Consider the following 20,142-nt stretch of genomic DNA (forward strand, 5'->3'; position numbering starts at 1 on the left):
CATGCCTAATTTCTTTATCGATCGCCCCATATTTGCATGGGTGATCGCCATAATCATCATGTTGGCCGGGGGGCTTTCGATTATGAAACTCCCCGTGGCGCAATATCCAACGATTGCGCCGCCAGCAGTGACGATCTCAGCCACCTACCCGGGGGCTGATGCGAAAACGGTGCAGGATACCGTGACACAGGTTATCGAACAGAACATGAACGGTATCGATAACCTGATGTACATGTCCTCAAACAGTGACTCCACCGGTACGGTGCAGATCACCCTAACCTTCCAGTCCGGTACTGACGCAGACATCGCCCAGGTACAGGTGCAGAACAAGCTGCAGCTGGCGATGCCGCTGCTGCCGCAGGAAGTACAACAACAGGGCGTGAGCGTGGAGAAATCCTCCAGTAGCTTCCTGATGGTTGTCGGGGTTATCAACACTAACGGCACCATGACGCAGGAGGATATTTCCGACTACGTGGGCGCCAATATGAAGGATGCCATCAGCCGTACCTCCGGCGTCGGCGACGTTCAGCTGTTCGGTTCCCAGTACGCGATGCGTATCTGGATGGACCCGACGAAGCTGAACAACTTCCAGTTGACTCCGGTAGATGTCATCAACGCTATTAAAGCGCAGAACGCCCAGGTCGCGGCGGGCCAGTTAGGCGGTACGCCGCCGGTGAAAGGCCAGCAGTTGAACGCCTCGATCATCGCCCAGACTCGTTTAACCTCCGCAGATGAATTCAGCAAAATCCTGCTGAAAGTCAATCAGGATGGTTCACAGGTTCGTCTGCGCGATGTGGCGAAAGTTGAGCTCGGCGGCGAAAACTACGACATCATCGCGAAGTTCAACGGCCAACCGGCTTCCGGTCTGGGGATTAAACTGGCGACCGGCGCTAACGCCCTGGATACCGCCAACGCCATCCGCGCCGAGCTGGCGAAGATGGAACCGTACTTCCCGTCAGGCCTGAAAATCGTCTACCCGTACGATACTACCCCGTTCGTGAAGATCTCTATTCATGAAGTGGTAAAAACGCTGGTGGAAGCGATCATCCTGGTGTTCCTGGTCATGTATCTGTTCCTGCAGAACTTCCGCGCCACGCTGATCCCGACCATCGCGGTACCGGTGGTATTGCTCGGGACATTCGCCATCCTGGCGGTATTTGGCTTCTCGATAAACACCCTGACGATGTTCGGGATGGTGCTCGCCATCGGCTTGCTGGTGGATGACGCCATCGTGGTGGTAGAAAACGTCGAGCGCGTGATGGCGGAGGAAGGATTGCCGCCGAAAGAAGCGACCCGTAAGTCAATGGGTCAGATTCAGGGCGCGTTGGTCGGTATTGCGATGGTGCTGTCTGCGGTATTTATCCCGATGGCCTTCTTCGGCGGTTCAACCGGCGCGATTTATCGCCAGTTCTCGATTACTATCGTGTCCGCGATGGCGCTGTCGGTACTGGTGGCCCTGATTCTGACGCCAGCGCTGTGCGCCACCATGCTGAAACCGATTCAGAAAGGCGGCCATGGCGAGCACAAAGGCTTCTTTGGCTGGTTTAACCGCATGTTCGATAAGAGCACGCACCACTACACCGACAGCGTAGGCAACATTCTGCGTAGTACCGGTCGTTACCTGGTGCTGTATCTGATTATCGTCATCGGTATGGCTTACCTGTTCGTTCGTCTGCCAAGCTCCTTCTTGCCGGATGAAGACCAGGGCGTATTCCTGAGTATGGCGCAGCTTCCGGCGGGCGCGAGTCAGGAACGTACGCAGAAAGTCCTTGATGAGATGACTGACTACTACCTGACCAAAGAGAAGAACAACGTTGAATCGGTGTTCGCGGTTAACGGCTTTGGTTTTGCGGGTCGCGGTCAGAACACCGGTATCGCCTTCGTGTCGTTAAAAGACTGGAGCCAACGCCCGGGTTCAGAAAACAAAGTTGAAGCGATTACCGGTCGCGCGATGGCCCGTTTCTCGCAGATTAAAGATGCGATGGTCTTCGCCTTTAACCTGCCGGCGATCGTCGAACTGGGTACCGCTACCGGCTTTGACTTCCAGCTCATCGATCAGGGTGGTTTAGGGCATGAGAAATTAACTCAGGCGCGTAACCAGCTGTTTGGTATGGTCGCTCAGCATCCTGACCTTCTGGTTGGCGTGCGTCCTAACGGCCTGGAAGATACGCCGCAGTTCAAGATCGATATCGATCAGGAAAAAGCGCAGGCGCTTGGCGTTTCAATTAGCGACATCAACACTACCCTTGGCGCGGCCTGGGGCGGCAGCTACGTCAACGACTTCATCGACCGCGGTCGCGTGAAGAAAGTGTACGTCATGTCTGAAGCGAAATACCGTATGCTGCCAGAAGACATCGGCAACTGGTATGTACGCGGCAGCGATGGTCAGATGGTGCCGTTCTCCGCCTTCTCCACTTCCCATTGGGAATATGGTTCACCGCGTCTGGAGCGTTACAACGGTCTGCCATCGATGGAAATCCTCGGTCAGGCCGCACCGGGACGCAGTACGGGTGAAGCGATGGCGATGATGGAACAGTTGGCAAGCAAACTGCCTTCTGGCGTCGGCTACGACTGGACCGGTATGTCCTATCAGGAACGCCTGTCCGGCAACCAGGCCCCAGCGCTGTACGCCATTTCGCTTATCGTCGTCTTCCTGTGTCTGGCGGCGTTGTACGAAAGCTGGTCGATTCCGTTCTCCGTCATGCTGGTGGTACCGTTGGGTGTTGTCGGCGCGCTGTTAGCGGCAACCTTCCGCGGACTGACTAACGACGTTTACTTCCAGGTCGGCCTGCTGACGACCATCGGTCTGTCGGCGAAGAACGCGATACTTATCGTTGAATTCGCCAAAGACCTGATGGAAAAAGAAGGCAAAGGCCTGATTGAAGCGACGCTGGAAGCAGTACGTATGCGTCTGCGTCCAATCCTGATGACCTCTCTGGCGTTTATCCTTGGGGTAATGCCGCTGGTTATCAGCTCCGGCGCAGGTTCCGGCGCGCAGAACGCCGTCGGTACTGGCGTAATGGGCGGGATGGTGACCGCGACGGTTCTGGCCATCTTCTTCGTGCCGGTATTCTTCGTGGTGGTTCGTCGCCGCTTCAGTAAGAAAACTGAAGATATTGAGCATAACCATCCGGTTGAGCATCATTAATCTTGCTTAAGCTAAGGGCCGCATTTGCGGCCCTTTTTCTTTAGGGGGTTTTTAAACGCACACATTGTTATTGTTTATTTTACGTTCTGACATATAATATACATTGATGAACGTTGTTCTATCTTTATTAAGATTTCCGTTATTGGCTTCACCATCAGGCTTCATTCAGAATATTCTTAATTACCAACAACCTCCCAACAACCTTTTCGCTGCAGGCAGGCGTCAATCAGATAACCTGATGATATATAAGGCTGACGTTCCAGTTTCGCCAAACATAAAAGGAATTCGTATAATAGAATCTGTTTTTTTAAGATAAATTAACCGTATTTATTGTAATTTTTCGTAATAGCACGGTGAAATGTTTTTGAGACTGGATTATAGTTAAATCACAGGATTACAATGTTTGAGCCTGGTCTTCATCCCACAACGGTGTTTGTTAGTCGTCGTTTAAACCACTTACAAGGGGATGTGTTATGGACGAGTACTCGCCAAAAAGACATGATATCGCGCAGCTTAGATTTCTCTGCGAAACCCTGTATCATGACTGCCTTGCAAACCTGGAAGAGAGCAACCGCGGCTGGGTTAACGATCCCACTTCGGCGGTGAATCTTCAATTAAATGAATTGATCGAGCACATAGCAACTTACGCGCTTAATTATAAAATTAAGTATGCTGAGGATAATAAGCTGATTTCTCAGCTTGACGAATACCTGGATGACACTTTTATGCTGTTCAGTAGCTATGGCATAAACACAAGCGATCTCCAAAAATGGCGTAAATCCGGCAATCGCTTATTCCGATGCTTTGTGAACGCCAGCCGGGAGAACCCGGTAAGTCTTTCTTGTTAGAATTATTACATTCAAAAGGTGAAATGATGTCTGGTAAACCATTAACTAAAACAGACTATTTGATGCGTTTACGCCGCTGTCAGACAATTGATACGCTGGAGCGCGTAATTGAAAAGAATAAATATGAACTTTCCGACAATGAATTGGCGGTATTTTACTCAGCAGCCGATCATCGTCTTGCTGAATTGACCATGAATAAGCTATACGACAAAATCCCAACTTCAGTATGGAAATTTATCCGCTAGTTCATTTTCTGTCATTAATACCACGGCGCGTCAACAGGGATCACTCGGGATATTAAACGCCTGAGTCCCATATTGCTGCATATGAAACCGGTTTCGCTTTATACTGTTTCTTCTTTAACCAGGAGAAGACCATGAGCGAAGAAAAAAGGAAAATGATCGCCGGCGAACCTTACCTTGCTGGAGACGCAACGCTAAAAGCAGACCGCCTGTATGCAAGGCAGGTACTGCACCGCTATAACCACTCTGCTCCGGATGAACGCGAATCGCGTGCGGCACTGCTGAGCGAACTATTTGGCAAGCCCACCGACGCGTATATCGAGCCCACTTTCCGCTGCGATTATGGCTATAACATCAGCCTCGGCGCCAATTTTTACGCTAACTTTGACTGCGTAATGCTTGATGTTTGCCCGATTCGGATTGGTGATAACTGTATGCTGGCGCCGGGCGTTCACATCTATACTGCGACCCATCCGCTCGATCCGACGGAACGTAATAGCGGTATCGAGTATGGAAAACCGGTGGTTATCGGCCATAACGTGTGGATTGGCGGCCGGGCGGTCATCAACCCCGGCGTCACCATCGGTGACAACGCGGTTATCGCATCCGGTGCCGTGGTGGTAAAAGATGTGCCGGCCAATGCAGTAGTCGGCGGTAATCCTGCACAAATCATCAAGCTGCTATTAACCGAATAATAGTAACTGTTATGCTTTTCTGTAACTGATCTGTTACTTTAACCCTAGTCTCCGGCAACATAAAATAACCGCCAAACTGAGCCGTAGAGCCTGAAATGCCGGGCTCTACGAAGAATCGGGGACTAAAATGACAGAAATACAGCGCCTGCTAACCAACACCATTGAGGAACTGAACGAAAAAGAAAAACGCGATAATCGCCCGCGTTTTAGTATCAGTTTTATTCGCAATCACCCGTGGCTATTTGTCGCCATGTACGCCGCCTTTTTGGCCACGCTCGTCGTCATGCTGCGCTCTGAGACGCTGGTTGATTCCGTATGGCTACTGGTCGTCCTGTTTGTCCTGTTGAATGGCTTCTTCTTCTTTGACGTCTACCCGCGCTACCGTTATGAAGATATCGACGTGCTCGATTTTCGCGTCTGTTATAACGGTGAATGGTATAACACCCGCTTCGTACCTGAGCAGCTAATTGACGGCATTCTGCAATCGCCGCAGGTCGGCCATGAACAGAAAGCCCAGTTGCAGAAAATGATCGCCACCAAAGGGGAACTCTCGTTCTACGATGTCTTCACCCTGACCCGCGTTGCTGCCTGATTAGCCGGTTCAACGTCCGCAGCGACGCGACGAAATGCGCCGCGGACGTATTACCATAACCCAATACCAGGCCGCTACGCGCGGTCTGTGGGTTAAGATAAAAGCGGCTTAGCGCCGCTGGCGCCATTTGATACCGTCGCGCCTGCTCGACAATTTGCACATCGTCGATGCCATCAATGGCGACGGTTAAATGCAGCCCGCCCTCTCCGCCCCAAATATCATTCGCCAGCTCGAATTCGCTTGCGACCGCCTCGCGTAACAGCTGCTGACGCCGACGATACAATCGGCACATTGAAGCCAGATGGCGCGCATAATGCCCCTCTTCGATGAACAGCGCCAGCGCGCGCTGTTCCAGTCGATGGCCGCCGCGCAACAGCGCGCCGATCGCCTCCTGCGCCGCCTCGGCCAGCGCAGGAGGCATTACCGCAAATCCTATTCTCAGTGACGGGAAAAGCGTTTTACTGAAGGTGCCAAGATAAACCACCGGCGCCTGCGTCACCATGCCGAGCATCGCCTGAATGGGTTCGCCGCTGTAGCGAAACTCGCTGTCATAGTCGTCTTCAATAATCCATACGTTATGCTGGCGGGCATACTCCAGCAACGCCAGACGGCGGCCGGCGCTCATCACCGCCCCGCTCGGGTACTGGTGCGAAGGTGAGGTAAAAATAAGCCGTGGCGGCGGCTCGTCCGCGATATCTGGCCGCATGCCATCGCTATCAACCGCAATCCCTTTTATTTGCAATCCGGCTTTAATAAACACGCTTTTGGCGCCGAAATAACCGGGTTCTTCGACCCAGGCGGTATCCCCCGCCTCGCTCAGCAGATGCGTGCAAAGATTAACCCCCTCCAGCGCGCCTTCAGTAATCACAATTTGCCGCGCTGTGCAGCGTATGCCCCGGGATAAGGTCAGATGACGGGCAATCGCCTCGCGCAGCGCTGGTTCACCGGCCGCCTCCCCATACCCAAGAATCGTACTGCCGTTCTCGCGCAGTACCCGATCGAGCAAACGACGCCAGATAGCCAGCGGGAAGTAGTTCACCGCGGGCATTCCGGTAGTCAACAACAGTGCCGGAGAATCCCGTCGACCCGGCTGCGGTAGCGTGCGCAAGCGCTCAGGTAAAACAAACGTTGGCGGCGTCGGCTCGCTTTCCGCCAGCATATTGAGCGCCGCGACATACGTCCCCTGACGACTGCGGTTTAGATATCCCTCTATCGCCAGCTGCTCCAGGGCGCTGTTTACGGTATTGCGCGATACGCCAGCACGTTGAGCAATAACGCGGGCGCCCGGCAACCGGCTATGGCTAAGTAATTCGCCCTGTAAAATGGCCTCGCGCAGCGTCTGATACAGCGCGCGCTGTAGCGTCGCGTCTCCCCGCAGCTGTATCCCGCGCGTCAGCAAGGCAAAAAAAGCATCGTCCGGTATATTCATCATTGCTCCTCGTGGCACCATGAAAAGATACCCGGATGGCACTTTTTATGGAACCAGCAGATGTTTAATCTCAGGACTCTTCCCGCAAACAGGACTTGACTGATGACGCAATACAACCAATTTAACCAACTCGTTGGCGACGCTTTACCTGACTGGCAGCCACGCCCATGGCCGCAGCGCCAGACCTTACAAGGACAGTCATGCCGCCTGGAACCGCTTGCCGTTAAACACGCGCAAGCGCTGTTCAACGCCTATAGACAGGCGCCTGATACCCGCGCCTGGACCTGGCTTTTGCGTGAACCGGAAAACAGCGTTGCCGAGTTCAGCGCCTGGATTGCCAGCATCAGCGAGCTTAACGACCCGCTTCACTTCGCGGTAATTGATGAACAGAGTGGGCAGCCGGTCGGATCGTTAGCGCTAATGCGTATTGACGCCAAAAACGGCGTCGTTGAAGTCGGCCATGTTCACTTTTCGCCGCTGCTGAGCCGCAAAGCGATGGCCACCGAGGCACAGTGGTTGCTGATGCGTTATGTCTTTGAGTCGCTCGGCTACCGTCGCTATGAGTGGAAATGCAATAGCCTGAATGAACCATCGCGGCGCGCGGCGCTGCGCTTAGGCTTTCAGTTCGAGGGGCGCTTTCGACAAGCGCTGGTGATAAAAGGCCACAATCGCGATACCGACTGGTTTTCCATTATCGATAGCGAGTGGCCGCAGGTGGATAGCGCGATGCGCCAGTGGCTGGCCGCTGGTAATTTTGATGCCAACGGCCAGCAATATCGCACGCTGGAGAGCTTCCGCAAGCCTACGAATTAACGCCGTTTTTTACGTCCCTGCACCGCTTTAAAACGCGGATTGCTTTTGCAGATAACGTACAGCCGCCCTTTGCGTTTCACTATCTGGCAATCCGGGTGGCGCTGTTTAGCGCTACGCAATGAGTTCAGTACCTGCATATTTAGCTCCTTTTGGCATCAATAAAACCACCGAAGCGCTGACGGAAACGAGCGGCGCTACCTTCGGTGGCATGCGTTTTCTGCTTACCGGTGTAATACGGATGGGATTTAGACGAAACATCTAAGGTGACATACGGATAGGTCACGCCATCCAGTTCAATCTCACACTCGGTTTTAATAGTGGATCCCACTTTGAAGTACTCGTTCACGCTCGTATCGTGGAAAACGACGGTACGGTAGTGCGGATGAATATTAGCTTTCATAGCGAACCTCAATTAATATGTTATAACATAACAATTAAGGTACACCGTTGAACGCCAAAGATCAACCACAGGAAATTAACGGTTTCAGCAAGAACCACGCGATGTCTCAGGAGGCGATGATTTGCCCCCCTTCTCCCAAATCGCGGCATTCGCGATCCGGGTCTTTTTTTCGCTTTCGCGTATACTCAGAGCAATTCCCCGTTAAAATAAGGACATACCCATGACGACTCGCCATTTAATGAGTCTGGTTACAGGGGTACTTATTCTCGCGATCGTGCTGCCCATCGCCTTAAGTATCTGGCTGGCAATGCGTCAGGCGCAGGCGCAGTTTTATAGCGAGCTCGACCACTACTCAAAACGCATTGTGATGCGCGTGGAACAGGTCGCTGCTCAGGCCAAAGAAGCATTACAAGAAGCCGATGCGCACACCGCCACCGCCTGTTCGCCAGAACATCTGTTGAATATGCGCCGCATTGCCTACACCCATCGCTATGTGCAGGAAGTACTCTGGCTGCGTAATTCGGTGCCGATGTGCTCATCGCTTGAGGATCACCAGGTCTCAGTCACGTTTCCGCCCCCCGACCACGTGACTGCCGACGGTTACAGCACCTGGCTTACCTCGATCAATGACCTCGGCCTGCAGCATCGCATGACCGCTTTCGGCAATAAAAATCATATTGTGATGATCGACCCGGTGTCGTTTATTGATGTTATCGCCACCGGTCAGGAAAAGATCCACACGATATTATTCGGCACCGAGCACGATCAGGTGGTGATCAGTAGCCAACCGATCGATCCCGCGGTTTGGACGCGAATTAAAAACCTCCATAGCGAGACGCTGACGCTGAATGACACCGTCTATCGCGTGCATATCATCCCTGAACTGGGTCTTGGCGTCGCCAGTTGGTCGTCCACGCAGCCACTGGATGCGCGCCTTCGCCAGCAGCTGCTGCTATGGCTGCCGATTGGGCTCTTTACCAGCCTGTTGACCTCTTTTTTACTTCTGCGCCTGCTGCGCAGATTACGCTCGCCGCGTTATGGCATGCTGGATGCGCTGCAATCCGATGCCATCCAGGTTTACTATCAGCCGATCGTCTCGCTGGAGGATGGTAAAATCGCCGGCGCCGAAGCGCTGGCCCGCTGGCAGCAGCCGGATGGGACCTTTTTATCACCGGATATTTTCATCCCGCTAGCCGAGCAAACCGGGCTTATCACCCGGTTGACCGAGGATATCGTGCGTAAAATCTTTTCCGATCTCGGTCCCTGGCTGCGCCATCATCCGCAGATGCACATTTCTATTAATCTGTCGGTGGACGACCTACGCTCGCCCACGCTACCCAAACTACTCAAGGAGCAGCTGGCGCGCTGGGGAATCAACGCGGAACAGATCCCCCTTGAGCTTACCGAACGCGGCTTTGTCGATCCGCAAACCACCCTGCCGGTGATTATTGGCTATCGCCAGGCGGGACACCGGATCTCGATTGATGATTTCGGCACCGGTTATTCCAGCCTCAGCTACCTGCAGACGCTGGATGTGGATACGCTGAAGATCGATAAGTCATTTGTCGATACGCTGGAATATAAACCTCTCACGCCACATATCATTGACATGGCGAAGGCGCTGAATCTGGCGATCGTCGCCGAAGGGGTGGAAACCCCCGCTCAGCGCGACTGGCTGCGCGCGCATGGCGTCAATTACGCACAAGGCTGGCTGTACTGTAAGGCGCTGCCGAAAGAGGAATTTATTCAGTGGGCGGAAAATAATATTAAAGCGCATTAATATCATGTGCGGCGCGCTGGTAACCAGTCGCGCCGCCGGATTTACTCGTCAAGAATCGGCGCAAAACCGCCGAAGATCATGCGTTTGCCGTCAAAGGGCAAGCTATCGCTAAGCGCTTTGATCCGCGGGTCGCTCATCATTTTCGCATTGGCCGCGTCCCTGATCTCTTTAGACGGGTACTCGATCCAACTGAATACCACTTCCTCATCCGCCTGCGCTTTAACCGACATGCGGAAATCCGTCAGCTTCCCTTCCGGGACATCATCCGACCAACACTCCACCACGCGCGTGGCGCCAAACTCTTTAAACAACGGCGCCGATTTTGCTGCCAGTTCGCGGTATGCCTCCTTATTTTCCGCAGGGACGGCAACGACAAAACCATCAACATACTTCATGAGTGAGTCTCCGAAGTGAACAGCGCCGGCGGCATATCCGTCGGCGTCTGAGTGATAAGTTTAGTCGCTGCTATTGCGAACGGCGATTTCAGGACGCCAGTTCCCGGCTTTTAGCCGCCGCACTGACTGGCCGCGGTTGACGGAACCAGGGCAAAAATAGCTGGATCAGCGGTCCGATAGCAAAGGCGTAAACCACGGTGCCAACCCCGACTTTACCGCCCAGCAGCCAGCCAATTAGCAGCACCGAGACTTCGATGGCGGTACGGATACCACGCAGCGACCAGCCGGTCCGCGCGTGCAATCCGGTCATCAGGCCATCGCGCGGTCCGGGGCCAAAACCGGCGCCGATATACATCCCGGTCGCTATCGCATTCATCACCACCGCGCCGGCTAGCAGCAGGCTACGCGCGGGCAGCGATTCCAGCGGCGGAAGTACCGCGAGAGTGGCATCGGCCGCAAGGCCCAGCACGATGACATTGCTAATGGTGCCGAGACCCGGCATCTGGCGCAGCGGGATCCACAGCAGCAGCACCGCGGCGCCGGTCACAATAATCACCGTGCCGAAACTGATATTAAGCTGTTTCGCCACCCCCAGATGAAACACATCCCACGGATCGGCCCCGAGGTTGGCATGGACGAATAACGCCGTCGACACGCCATAGAGAACCAGACCGATATAAAGTTGTAGCAAACGACGGACCATAAACACCTCAGTATGTATTGCGAACTCCCCCATCATCAGCAAAAATGGATTGGTAATTAATGGCCAGTTTTTGAAAAGTGGATCGCTATGTCAGTACGTCGTTTTGGAACACAATCGCTGGTACGCCTGCTCGGCAACTGGCAGGCCCCTTCCTCGCGCGCGCCGCTGTGGCGGCAGCTGGCGGAAGCGCTGCGTCTATTGATCCTTGATGGAAGGCTGGCGCTGGAGACCCGTTTGCCCGGCGAACGAGAACTGGCGACGGCGCTAAATGTTAGCCGCACCACTATCGCCAGCGCGCTGGGGTTATTGCGAGAAGAAGGCTATCTGCAAAGTCGCCAGGGGAGTGGTTCACGCATTGCGCTACCTGCCGGCCCTCTGCTGCCCGGTGAACAGACGCTTTCGGCGCCTTCGGTCAATCTCGCCACCGCCGCCCTCAGCGCCGGACCGGAAATTCATCAAGCCTACAGCCACGCGCTGACGCTGATGCCGCAGTATTTGTCCTATACCGGGTACGATCAGCAGGGGTTAGTCGATTTACGCACGGTGATTGCCCGCCGCTATAGCGAACGCGCACTGCCGACGCAGGCAGATGAAATCATGATCGTAAATGGCGCGCTGAGCGGATTTGCCCTGGTACTGCGTTTGTTAACCGGGCCAGGCGACCGGGTGGTGGTTGATGCTCCCTCCTATCCGATGGCAATTAACGCCATTCGCGGCGCCTCCTGCCGGCCAGTAGGCGTGGCGTTACCGGAAAAGGGCTGGGACTGCGACGGACTGGCGGCAACCATTGCGCAAACCTCGCCGCGGCTGGCCTTTATGATGCCGGATTTTCATAATCCCACCGGCCGCTGCATGGATAGCGAGACCCGGCAGCGCGTCGCCGATCTGGCCGCCAGCACGCGAACGACGCTGGTTGCCGACGAGACGATGGTGGATTTATGGTACAACGCCCCGCCGCCGCCGCCGCTGGCGGCTTTCAATCCTGAAGCGCCGATAATCACTATTGGTTCCGCGGGGAAAACGTTCTGGGGTGGACTGCGAGTTGGCTGGATCCGCGCGCCCGCGTCGACTATCGCCTCGCTCATCCAGGCGCGGGATACGCTCGATCTCGGCTCGCCGCTGCTAGAGCAGCTGGCTTGCCGTTGGCTACTGGAAAACGAAAAGGCGTTATTGCCGCAACGGCGTGCGATGCTGGCCGCGCGTCGCGATATGTGCGCCGCATTAATGGCGGAATATTTTCCCCACTGGCGCTTTTGCGTCCCCGAGGGCGGGCTGTCATTTTGGGTGGAGCTGCCGGAAATGTTAGCGACACAGTTCTCAGTACGTGCGGAGAATGCCGGCATTCATATCGGTACCGGTACGCGTTTCGGCCTGGAGGGGGCCTTCGATCGTTATTTACGTTTGCCTTTCACCCTGCCGGATACGGAATTGCGCAACGCCTTCAGCATTTTACAACCGCTGTGGCAGTCCCTTACGCAACAGAAAGAAATGACGCGAATGCGTAAAATAATATAATAAAATATCGACGGGCTGGAATCAGCCCGTCAAAAACCACCATCCATGATGAATATGAGATGTTTTATAAAATTGCAGTGCCATCTTGCCTACGCCGCATGTCATTAAAATGACAACCGCGTAATCATTTCATTAATGCTGGCGCGGAATTGGAAAACCTTTTAGCGAAATAATAAAGCCATCGTCATCTTTTTTTATTTTTGCGCCGGTTTCACACCAGTCGGAAGCAATGCGAAAAAACTCATCACTACCGATATTCCAGTTCAGGCGCACGTGCTTAACGTACCCGGAACGCAGCAGGTCACAGGCTTCACTGTAACTGCTGGCTGTAGAGAATTGTTGTTTCATCTTTTCTTCTTCAGAAGTTTGCGTAATGCTTTGATTTCTTTAGGGGTTAACGGCGACGCTTCCTCTTCGGTATGCTGGTTATCAATATCCTCATGCGAAACCCCCGCCTCGTCTGCTGAATCAATGGCCGCCAGCGCCAATTGCAGCAGCTTCTCCGTTGCCGTGCCTAAATTCTCGTTATTGACTTCCGCATAATGACGCAGTTTATCTTTTAACTCTGCGTCAATTTTCACATTCAGAACTACTGTGGTCATGATCACGCTTCCCGTGCAATAAAATCATCATAATTAATACACGAAGTTAACATCTTGATCCAGAGATATTATTTATCCTTAATAATATCTGGTAATTCCAGGAAATAATTTGCCCATTATATATGACATGAAGATGACATTAGTATGTCATTATTATTTCACATTTATGACAATGCACAATTAAGGAATGAAAAAGCGTCGTTTTAGTAACGTAAAACAATAAATGAAGTGAGATTGCTTATAATAGTAGCAGAGAATAAAAGCACAGCAAATGAAGGGAGATTAAATCAGGGTACCCGGAATTGGGTGGGGGCCCTGCCAGCTACATCCCGGCACACACGTCGTCTGCTCTGGCTGCTTCCTTCCGGACCTGACCTGGTAAACAGAGTAGCGTTGCGGGAGAACCAACAGAGCCCCCATTGAGAGCGTTGATAACCAACGCGCTGGCGCATTATCCCTATAGCACTCCTGAATTGCAAGCCACTCGCGTCCAGCTGCTGGTTTATTATGCAAAACGTCGGATTTCCCGGCAAATAGTGCCTTTACCCGGCCTAATGCCCCAGCAATGAGAGAGATTGCGAGCCCCATCGCGGCACAGTTTACCGCAACCCGCCATACTTGTTCATCCTGGGTCTTTTCAACGTGTTGTCGCTACGGTAATCGCATGACTCAATCGCCACGCCCCACCACTACCTTGCCCATGCCCGCCATTGATGGCGTAACCGTCCCCTTTCACGGCATGAATTTTCTACGCCCCGAGCTGCTGCTGGATTTCGTCAGCATCAGTAGCGCGCCGCTGCTGTCGGTGACCCCCGTTGCCCTGCTCTTTTCCACGGTGGGCGTGTTGCAACACGTCGAGCTACGTAAGCTGCCCGTTGAGGTCAAAGGCCGGGTGGTCTATCCCATCTCATCGCTCAAATACCCGACGCTGCGCGGCAAGCTCATTATCAATGCGCAATCGCAGCGGCTAAAATTCCTCGAAAGCCTGATCGCCACCAGCCCGCATGACAATATTCACGGTATGCAGATCCTCGGGCTGGCGCTGGAATTCACCGTCCTGTGACGGCTGTACAGCACGCGGTCAAGCGCTTATTCTGAGCTTTTCTCACGTGAAGGAGTGATGATGGAGGACGCCCACGACAGCTTTCCCCAGCGGGTCTGGCAGATAGTCGCCTCAATTCCGGAAGGGTATGTCACCACCTACGGCGATGTCGCTCTGCTGGCGGGTTCGCCGCGCGCGGCGCGACAGGTAGGCGGCGTGTTAAAGCGCCTACCGGAAGGCTCAACCCTGCCATGGCACCGGGTGGTGAATCGCCACGGCGATATTTCGCTGACCGGCCCCGACCTGCAGCGCCAACGTCAGGCGCTGCTGGCGGAAGGCGTCCAGGTCTCCGGCAGCGGGCATATCGACCTGCAACACTATCGCTGGGTTTATTAAGGGCAAAAAAATGCCCCTGAACAGGGGCATGAAGACGTTTATTGCGCCATCGGCGCCATATCATTAGCCACCGGCACTGGCGCATGCTGCACCGGCACCAGCACCAGATCGGCGCGGTTACCGCCCTGGGTAATCACGGTCTGTACGGTATCGGTAATAAACATCAGCTGGCCATTTACGGTAATCGCCGAACTCAGCAGGATCCGCGCGTTCGGTTTGATATCCGCCTGGTTATACGGCAGAACAAAGTTGAACGGCGCCTGCTTACCTTCTGTACGGACCGCTTTTTGCGACAATACGCGGGCTGGCGCATCGGCAAGCGACGCATCAGACAACGTCACGGTCAGTACCGCATCCGGCGGTAACGCTACCCGTTGGCGAATATTGATAGTCCCGGAAACATTAGGCTGTTGCTGCGAGGAGCTCAGTGAGGCAATGCCGTAAGGATCGGGTGCCGTCGTCTGATGAGCGGCGTTGCTGTTCGAATTATTCGCACAGGCGGATAAGGCCGCAGCAACGGCGATAGCACTTAACATATAGGCAAATTTCATTATGTTCTCCTTTTCATCCCTTTAGTCACAGGAGTACGTCCTGCCATCACGATGGCTAAGACATTAGTATCGTGAATAAGTGTGGCACAGATCTCAGAATAATTCCCGGAAAGGGGCATTTATTCAGATTATTACACCCATCGGACCACTTGAGATTCCAGGTTATACTTGCCCTCAATATGCGCTGCGTCAGCGCCGCTATCATTAATTGAGGGTATCTATGAGTCAGGCTCTAACCAATCTGCTGGCATTATTAAATCTGGAAAAAATTGAAGAAGGGCTGTTTCGCGGGCAGAGCGAAGATCTCGGCTTACGTCAGGTCTTCGGCGGTCAGGTGGTCGGTCAGGCGCTGTATGCCGCCAAAGAAACCGTGCCTGAGGGCCGCCTGATTCACTCCTTTCATAGTTACTTTCTGCGTCCTGGCGATAGCCAGAAACCTATCGTTTATGATGTTGAAGTACTACGAGACGGCAACAGCTTCAGCGCTCGCCGGGTGGCGGCTATCCAGCACGGTAAACCCATCTTTTACATGACCGCCTCGTTCCAGGCGCCGGAACCGGGCTACGAACATCAAAAAGCAATGCCGGCAGCGCCTTCGCCGGAAGGTCTGCCCTCTGAAACCGATATCGCCCGTAAGCTGGCGCATTTGTTGCCGCCGCAGGCGAAAGAGAAGTTTCTCAGCGACAAACCGCTGGAAATTCGCCCGGTAGAGTTCCATAACCCGCTGAAAGGCCACGTTGCCGAACCCACCCGCCAGGTGTGGATCCGCGCCAACGGCGTAGTGCCGGATGATATTCGTGTCCACCAGTCGCTGCTGGGCTATGCATCTGATTTTAATTTCCTGCCGGTTGCGCTGCAGCCGCACGGCGTCGGTTTCCTTGAACCAGGTATGCAGGTCGCCACCATTGACCACTCAATGTGGTTCCACCGCCCGTTCAACATCAACGAATGGCTGCTGTACAGCGTCGAAAGCACCTCTGCCTCCAGCGCCCGCGGCTTTGTTCGCGGCGAATTCTATACCCAGGACGGTATTCTGGTCGCCTCGACGGTGCAGGAAGGCGTCATGCGTAACCGCAATAACTAATTCGCGACGGGCCCACAACGGGCCCGCTTACCTTTAACGGCCAAGCAATTCGCGCGCATCGGCAATAAAATCCCCCAGCAGTCCGTTGCGACTCTGCCGCCGCCAGCATAACGTGAGCGTCGTTACGGCAAAGGTCTCTTCTAACAGGCAATAACTGACTTCCGACACCAGCATGGCGCTTTGCGTCTCGGGCACCAACGTCACCCCCATCCCCATCGATACCTGGCCAATCGCCGTGGAGACATCACGCGTGTACTGAATCTTACGGGGTGTAAAACCCGCCTGCCGACAGGCGCTGATGGCTGACCATCCCAATCCGACGCCGCTGGGATCCTGCTGAATGAAAAACGTCTCTTCCGCCAGCGCCGCGAGTGGAATTGCGCGCCTGCTGGCGAGCGCATGATGGCGAGGCACCACCGCCACCAGCGGCCGGGTCGCAATATCCAGCGACTCCAGTTCATCATATTGCGCGCCTGGCGAGCGGATAAACGCCAGGTCGACCGTTTCGCTTAATAAACCGGTTATCAGGTCGTTAACGTTATGCTCTTCAATTAGCAAATCGGCTTCGGGTTGGCGTTGACGATAATTTCGTATTAACACGCTCAGCGCCGGGTCAAAAATAGCCGAGCCAACGTAGCCAATTTTCAACTGCCCTTTACGCCCCTGTCGCAAACTGCGCGCATTCTCGCGAAATTTATCGCAGTGGCCGAGAATCATCCGCGCCTCGGCCAGCAAAAATTGCCCTTCGGCGGTCAGGGCGACGTTGCGTCGATCGCGAGTGAACAGCGGTAGCTCCAGCGCGCTTTCGAAACTTTTAATCTGCTGGGTCAGCGCTGGTTGCGTGATATGCAGACGCTGCGCCGCCCGGCCAAAGTGCAACTCTTCCGCCAGAACCGTAAATGCCTGTAGTTGTCGATAATCCATCACGCCCTCCCGAAAACACTGATAATAATCTCTTATTAAAATAAGGGGAAATGTGATTGGACTCTTATCGGTATCTGGTGAGAATTAATAGCCATTGCCAGAAAACTGAAGGAAGCACGATGTCTGAACAACATGTAAAAGTAACCGATCTGCGTTCTGCTTTGGCGCTATTGAGTCAGTACGATAATGAACTGATCTACACCGACGAACCCGTCGACCCCATTGCCGAACTCTCCGGCGTATATCGCTACGTTGGCGCCCACGGAACCGTACAGCGCCCGACCCGCGTAGGCCCGGCGATGATCTTTAACAAGGTCAAAGGCTATGATGATGTCAGGGTGCTCATTGGCCTGCTGTGTTCGCGACAGCGCGTTGCGCGCCTGTTTGGCACCACGCCGGAAAATCTGGCGTTTATGCTCAAAGACTCCGTAGCGAATCCTATCGCGCCAATCACTATCCCGCGTGAACGAGCGGCCTGCCAGGAAGTGGTGCATCTGGCAAGCGATCCTGATTTCGATATTCTCAAAATATTACCCGCGCCGACTAACACCCCGGAAGACGCCGGTCCTTACTTTACTCTCGGTATGTGCTATGCCGCGGATCCGGAAACCGGCGACCATGACGTCACCATCCACCGCCTGTGCGTACAGAGCAAAGACGAAATCTCAATGTATTTCGTACCGGGTCGTCATCTCGACACCTTCAGACAAAAAGCCGAGGCTGCCGGGAAAGCGTTGCCCATCTCGATTAGCATCGGCGTGGATCCGGCGATTGAAATTGGCGCCTGCTTTGAACCACCGACCACTCCTCTCGGGTTTGACGAACTCTCTATCGCCGGCGCTCTGCGTAATCAGGCGGTCGAGCTCAGCGAATGCGTGAGCGTCAACGCCCGCGCCATCGCCAATGCCGAAATCGTTATTGAAGGTGAACTGCTGCCTGGCGTGCGGGTACGCGAAGACCAGAATACCAACAGCGGCAAAGCCATGCCGGAGTTCCCCGGCTACACCGGTAGCGCTCAGGCGGAAGTGCCGGTGATAAAAGTTAAAGCGATTACCCACCGCCGCCACCCGATTCTGCAAACCTGTATCGGGCCGAGCGATGAGCATACCAATCTGGCCGGGATCCCGACCGAAGCCAGCATTCTGCAAATGGTAGAGCGCGCGCTTCCAGGCTTCGTACAAAACGTCCACTGCCCCTCTCCGGGGACGGGTAAATATCTCGCCGTGCTGCAGGTGAAGAAACGCACGCCAAGCGATGAGGGCCGTCAGCGCCAGGCCGCGCTACTGGCCTTTTCCGCCTTCTCCGAGCTGAAGCACGTGATGCTGGTCGATGAGGACGTCGATGTATTCGACATCAACGACGTGATGTGGGCGATGACCACCCGCTATCAGGGCGATGTCAGCACCGTGTTTATTCCCGGCGTACGTTGCCATCCGTTGGATCCATCATCCGACCCGGCCTTCAGCCCATCGATTCGCGATAGCGGCATTGCCTGCAAAACCATTTTCGACTGCACCGTTCCGTGGAATATGAAAGCCCACTTCCAGCGCAGCCAATTTATGGAAGTGGATGTTGATCGCTTTATCCCTGGCTTCAGTAAGAAATAAATTCCACGCAAAGAAAAAGCCTCCCGGACGGGAGGCTTTGACGCTTATGGAGATTGCTCGCTTTATCAGGCGTTGTAGGCGTTTTCGCCGTGGCTGTTGACGTCCAGCCCTTCGCGCTCCTGCTCTTCCGGCACGCGCAGGCCGACGGTCATCGCCGCCACTTTGAAGCCGATATACGCGACGACGGCGGACCACACCACGGTAATGCCAATACTTTCCAGCTGTACCAGTAACTGATGCCCCATCGTTACGCCTTCCGCATAGCCGACCCCGCCAAGGGTGGTAGAGGCGAAGATGCCGGTCAGGATACAACCGATGATGCCGCACACGCCGTGAACGCCAAACACATCGCATGGGTCATCGACGCGCAGCCAGCGTTTCAGCACCGTGACGCCCCACAGCCCGGCCAGGCCGGCGATGATACCAATAATCAGCGAGCCGCCAACGCCAACGTAGCCGCACGCCGGAGTAATGCCGACCAGGCCGGCAATCGCGCCGGAGCAGGCACCCAGCAGCGACGGTTTACCGCGAGTGGCCCATTCGCCGAAGGTCCAGGCCAGAATCGCGCCAGCGGTCGCCACGACGGTATTCACGAAGGCCAGCGCGGCAATTTCGTTGGCCGCGCTTGCGGAACCGGCGTTAAAGCCGAACCAGCCAACATACAGAATCGCCGTACCGGTAAAGACCATCGGCAGGTTATGCGGTTTAAACGCTTCTTTGCCAAAGCCCACGCGTTTGCCCATCATATACGCGCCCACCAGCCCCGCCACCGCGGCGTTGATGTGCACGACGGTACCGCCGGCGAAGTCCAGCGCGCCATGGGTCGCCAGCAGGCCGCCGCCCCACACCATATGCGCAATCGGCACGTAGGAGAGCGTGAGCCAAACCACCACAAAAATCAGTACCGCGGAGAAACGAATACGTTCCGCCAGCGCGCCGACGATCAGGCCCACGGTGATACAGGCGAAAGAGCCCTGGAAGGCGACATGGATATACTGATAGAACGACCCCATTAACGCTTTCAGTTCAATATTTTTCAGCATGACCCAGTCGAAGCTGCCAAAGAAGCTACCGCCGCTTCCGAAGGCAAGCGTATAGCCATAGATAACCCACAGCACGCAAACCAGGCCAAAAGTCACAATGACCTGAGTCAGCATTGAGAGCACGTTTTTACCGCGAATCAGGCCGCCGTAGAACAACGCAATGCCGGGGATTGTCATAAACAGCACCAGCGCGGTGCAAATCATCATAAAAGCGTTGTCGGCTTTATCCGCCACCGCCGGTTCGGCCGCCAGCGCCAGTCCCGGAAGCAGCGCCAGCGCTCCCAGAGCCGTTTTCATCGTCGTTCTCATCATCTCTTCATCCCCATCGCTGTG

General features: G+C 54.6%; 22 protein-coding genes and 1 other RNA gene. 12 read left to right on the forward strand and 11 right to left on the reverse strand.

Features of this window, described 5'->3' with window-relative positions:
- Position 1 precedes the first annotated feature (1 nt).
- From acrB to PGS10_RS11980, 5 genes are all read left to right on the forward strand, one after another.
- Positions 2–3,148, forward strand: coding sequence for a multidrug efflux RND transporter permease subunit AcrB (gene acrB, locus PGS10_RS11960; RefSeq protein ID WP_047047062.1), 3,147 nt, complete (start codon positions 2–4; stop codon positions 3,146–3,148).
- 473 nt (positions 3,149–3,621) lie between these two features.
- Positions 3,622–3,996: an Hha toxicity modulator TomB gene (gene tomB, locus PGS10_RS11965; RefSeq protein WP_045393536.1), complete on the forward strand. Its 375-nt coding sequence runs from the start codon at positions 3,622–3,624 to the stop codon at positions 3,994–3,996.
- 26 nt (positions 3,997–4,022) lie between these two features.
- Positions 4,023–4,241, forward strand: coding sequence for an HHA domain-containing protein (locus PGS10_RS11970; protein ID WP_015367918.1), 219 nt, complete (start codon positions 4,023–4,025; stop codon positions 4,239–4,241).
- A 131-nt stretch (positions 4,242–4,372) separates the two neighbouring features.
- Positions 4,373–4,933, forward strand: coding sequence for a maltose O-acetyltransferase (maa, locus tag PGS10_RS11975; protein ID WP_045393539.1), 561 nt, complete (start codon positions 4,373–4,375; stop codon positions 4,931–4,933).
- A gap of 127 nt (positions 4,934–5,060) precedes the next feature.
- The gene (locus PGS10_RS11980; RefSeq protein ID WP_047047056.1) at positions 5,061–5,525 is read left to right on the forward strand and encodes a YlaC family protein; all 465 of its coding nucleotides are present in this window, start codon (positions 5,061–5,063) and stop codon (positions 5,523–5,525) included.
- Here the strand turns inward: PGS10_RS11980 and PGS10_RS11985 are convergent.
- Positions 5,500–6,954, reverse strand: coding sequence for a PLP-dependent aminotransferase family protein (locus PGS10_RS11985; protein WP_316423076.1), 1,455 nt, complete (start codon positions 6,952–6,954; stop codon positions 5,500–5,502). The genes PGS10_RS11980 and PGS10_RS11985 overlap by 26 nt on opposite strands.
- 102 nt (positions 6,955–7,056) lie before the next feature.
- Between PGS10_RS11985 and PGS10_RS11990 the strand changes: the two genes are divergently transcribed.
- Positions 7,057–7,767, forward strand: coding sequence for a GNAT family N-acetyltransferase (locus PGS10_RS11990; protein ID WP_045393548.1), 711 nt, complete (start codon positions 7,057–7,059; stop codon positions 7,765–7,767).
- Here PGS10_RS11990 and ykgO read toward each other — a convergent pair.
- Both ykgO and PGS10_RS12000 read right to left on the reverse strand, forming a co-directional pair.
- Positions 7,764–7,904, reverse strand: coding sequence for a type B 50S ribosomal protein L36 (ykgO, locus tag PGS10_RS11995; RefSeq protein ID WP_003859006.1), 141 nt, complete (start codon positions 7,902–7,904; stop codon positions 7,764–7,766). The two genes, PGS10_RS11990 and ykgO, sit on opposite strands and share 4 nt — an antisense overlap.
- Positions 7,905–7,906: 2 nt before the next feature.
- Entirely contained in the window at positions 7,907–8,167 is a 261-nt protein-coding gene (locus PGS10_RS12000; RefSeq protein WP_316422995.1) for a type B 50S ribosomal protein L31, read from the reverse strand.
- A gap of 220 nt (positions 8,168–8,387) precedes the next feature.
- Here PGS10_RS12000 and PGS10_RS12005 point away from each other — a divergent pair, with 220 nt between their 5' ends.
- On the forward strand, positions 8,388–9,947 hold the full coding sequence (locus PGS10_RS12005) for an EAL domain-containing protein (RefSeq protein WP_047047049.1): 1,560 nt from the start codon (positions 8,388–8,390) through the stop codon (positions 9,945–9,947).
- 41 nt (positions 9,948–9,988) lie between these two features.
- Here PGS10_RS12005 and PGS10_RS12010 read toward each other — a convergent pair whose 3' ends face one another.
- The gene (locus tag PGS10_RS12010; protein WP_015367925.1) at positions 9,989–10,342 is read right to left on the reverse strand and encodes a DUF1428 domain-containing protein; all 354 of its coding nucleotides are present in this window, start codon (positions 10,340–10,342) and stop codon (positions 9,989–9,991) included.
- Between the two features lie 88 nt (positions 10,343–10,430).
- Complete coding sequence (locus PGS10_RS12015) at positions 10,431–11,045, reverse strand: YczE/YyaS/YitT family protein (protein ID WP_045393554.1); 615 nt, start codon at positions 11,043–11,045, stop codon at positions 10,431–10,433.
- A gap of 87 nt (positions 11,046–11,132) precedes the next feature.
- Between PGS10_RS12015 and PGS10_RS12020 the strand changes: the two genes are divergently transcribed.
- Entirely contained in the window at positions 11,133–12,560 is a 1,428-nt protein-coding gene (locus tag PGS10_RS12020) for a PLP-dependent aminotransferase family protein (protein WP_315709544.1), read from the forward strand.
- Between the two features lie 132 nt (positions 12,561–12,692).
- Here the strand turns inward: PGS10_RS12020 and PGS10_RS12025 are convergent, their stop codons facing one another.
- The 3 genes from PGS10_RS12025 to ffs form a co-directional block, all read right to left on the reverse strand.
- On the reverse strand, positions 12,693–12,908 hold the full coding sequence (locus PGS10_RS12025) for a hypothetical protein (protein ID WP_015367928.1): 216 nt from the start codon (positions 12,906–12,908) through the stop codon (positions 12,693–12,695).
- Positions 12,905–13,162 (reverse strand): hypothetical protein, encoded by a 258-nt coding sequence (locus PGS10_RS12030; RefSeq protein ID WP_015367929.1) that lies wholly within the window; start codon positions 13,160–13,162, stop codon positions 12,905–12,907. Before PGS10_RS12030 ends, PGS10_RS12025 begins: the two co-directional genes overlap by 4 nt.
- A 313-nt stretch (positions 13,163–13,475) precedes the next feature.
- Positions 13,476–13,572, reverse strand: an RNA gene (gene ffs, locus PGS10_RS12035) — signal recognition particle sRNA small type.
- Between the two features lie 254 nt (positions 13,573–13,826).
- Here ffs and PGS10_RS12040 point away from each other — a divergent pair.
- Both PGS10_RS12040 and PGS10_RS12045 read left to right on the forward strand, forming a co-directional pair.
- Positions 13,827–14,225 (forward strand): hypothetical protein, encoded by a 399-nt coding sequence (locus tag PGS10_RS12040; RefSeq protein WP_045393563.1) that lies wholly within the window; start codon positions 13,827–13,829, stop codon positions 14,223–14,225.
- A gap of 60 nt (positions 14,226–14,285) precedes the next feature.
- Positions 14,286–14,600: an MGMT family protein gene (locus tag PGS10_RS12045; RefSeq protein ID WP_015367931.1), complete on the forward strand. Its 315-nt coding sequence runs from the start codon at positions 14,286–14,288 to the stop codon at positions 14,598–14,600.
- Between the two features lie 38 nt (positions 14,601–14,638).
- On the opposite strand, the gene PGS10_RS12050 is transcribed toward PGS10_RS12045, so the two are convergent.
- On the reverse strand, positions 14,639–15,151 hold the full coding sequence (locus PGS10_RS12050) for a YbaY family lipoprotein (RefSeq protein WP_047047039.1): 513 nt from the start codon (positions 15,149–15,151) through the stop codon (positions 14,639–14,641).
- A gap of 220 nt (positions 15,152–15,371) precedes the next feature.
- Here PGS10_RS12050 and tesB point away from each other — a divergent pair, with 220 nt between their 5' ends.
- Positions 15,372–16,235, forward strand: a complete 864-nt coding sequence (tesB, locus tag PGS10_RS12055; RefSeq protein WP_045393568.1) for an acyl-CoA thioesterase II — start codon at positions 15,372–15,374, stop codon at positions 16,233–16,235.
- 33 nt (positions 16,236–16,268) lie between these two features.
- Here tesB and PGS10_RS12060 read toward each other — a convergent pair whose 3' ends face one another.
- Positions 16,269–17,159 (reverse strand): LysR substrate-binding domain-containing protein, encoded by an 891-nt coding sequence (locus PGS10_RS12060; protein WP_045393570.1) that lies wholly within the window; start codon positions 17,157–17,159, stop codon positions 16,269–16,271.
- Between the two features lie 119 nt (positions 17,160–17,278).
- On the opposite strand from PGS10_RS12060, the gene PGS10_RS12065 reads away from it, so the two are divergent.
- A complete protein-coding gene (locus tag PGS10_RS12065; protein WP_045393572.1) occupies positions 17,279–18,766 on the forward strand; it encodes a UbiD family decarboxylase in 1,488 nt (495 codons plus the stop codon).
- 65 nt (positions 18,767–18,831) lie between these two features.
- Here PGS10_RS12065 and amtB read toward each other — a convergent pair whose 3' ends face one another.
- A complete protein-coding gene (amtB, locus tag PGS10_RS12070) occupies positions 18,832–20,121 on the reverse strand; it encodes an ammonium transporter AmtB (protein WP_045393574.1) in 1,290 nt (429 codons plus the stop codon).
- Between the last annotated feature and the right edge of the window lie 21 nt (positions 20,122–20,142).

The sequence above is a fragment of the Klebsiella sp. 141153 genome, assembly GCF_032601995.1.
GTDB lineage: Bacteria > Pseudomonadota > Gammaproteobacteria > Enterobacterales > Enterobacteriaceae > Klebsiella > Klebsiella aerogenes.